Here is a 1193-nt window from a genome sequence, read left to right as displayed (position 1 = left end):
ACTTACTTGATGATCTTGGCGACGACGCCGGCGCCGACGGTACGGCCGCCTTCGCGGATCGCGAAACGCAGACCTTCGTCCATCGCGATCGGGTGGATCAGCGTGGCCTTGATCTTAATGTTGTCGCCCGGCATCACCATCTCGACGCCTTCCGGCAGCTCGATCGCACCGGTCACGTCGGTGGTGCGGAAGTAGAACTGCGGACGATAGCCCTTGAAGAACGGGGTATGACGGCCACCCTCATCCTTCGACAGCACGTAGATCTCGCCCTCGAACTCGGTGTGCGGGGTGATCGAACCCGGCTTGGCCAGCACCTGGCCACGCTCCACGTCGTCACGCTTCAGACCACGCAGCAGCAGACCCGCGTTGTCACCGGCCTGACCCTGGTCCAGCAGCTTGCGGAACATTTCCACGCCGGTCACGGTGGTCTTCTGGGTCGGACGGATACCGACCACTTCGATTTCGTCACCGACCTTGATCACGCCGCGCTCGATACGACCGGTCACCACGGTGCCGCGGCCCGAGATCGAGAACACGTCTTCCACCGGCATCAGGAACGGCTTGTCGATCGCACGCTCCGGCTGCGGAATCCAGGAATCCAGCGCCTCAACCAGCGCGATGATCGCCGGCACGCCGATTTCCGACTGGTCGCCTTCCAGCGCCTTACGGGCCGAACCCTTGATGATCGGGGTGTCGTCGCCCGGGAACTCGTACTTGGAGAGCAGCTCGCGCACTTCCATCTCCACCAGCTCGAGCAGCTCGGCGTCGTCCACCAGGTCGGCCTTGTTCAGGAACACGACGATGTACGGCACGCCCACCTGGCGCGACAGCAAGATGTGTTCGCGCGTCTGCGGCATCGGGCCGTCAGCGGCCGAGCACACCAGGATCGCGCCGTCCATCTGCGCCGCACCCGTGATCATGTTCTTCACGTAGTCGGCGTGGCCCGGGCAGTCCACGTGGGCATAGTGGCGGGTCGGCGATTCGTATTCGACGTGCGCGGTCGAGATCGTGATACCACGGGCCTTCTCTTCCGGCGCCGCGTCGATCGCGTCATATGCCTTGAATTCACCACCGAAACGCTCTGCACCGACCTTCGTCAGCGCGGCCGTCAGCGTCGTCTTGCCGTGGTCCACGTGACCGATCGTGCCGACGTTGACGTGCGGCTTGGTGCGCTCGAATTTACCCTTTGCCAT

Annotated in this window: 1 protein-coding gene; it reads right to left on the bottom strand. The window is 63.7% G+C overall.

The genetic code is table 11. The annotated features are described in order from the left end of the window. Positions 1-2 precede the first annotated feature (2 nt). A complete protein-coding gene (gene tuf, locus ISS97_RS00005) occupies positions 3-1193 on the bottom strand; it encodes an elongation factor Tu (RefSeq protein ID WP_404580012.1) in 1191 nt (396 codons plus the stop codon).

It is taken from the genome of Dyella koreensis, from assembly GCF_044904565.1.
GTDB lineage: Bacteria > Pseudomonadota > Gammaproteobacteria > Xanthomonadales > Rhodanobacteraceae > Dyella_D > Dyella_D koreensis.
Note: the sequence above shows the minus strand (reverse complement) of the source record. Positions and strands in the feature narration are given on the sequence as shown.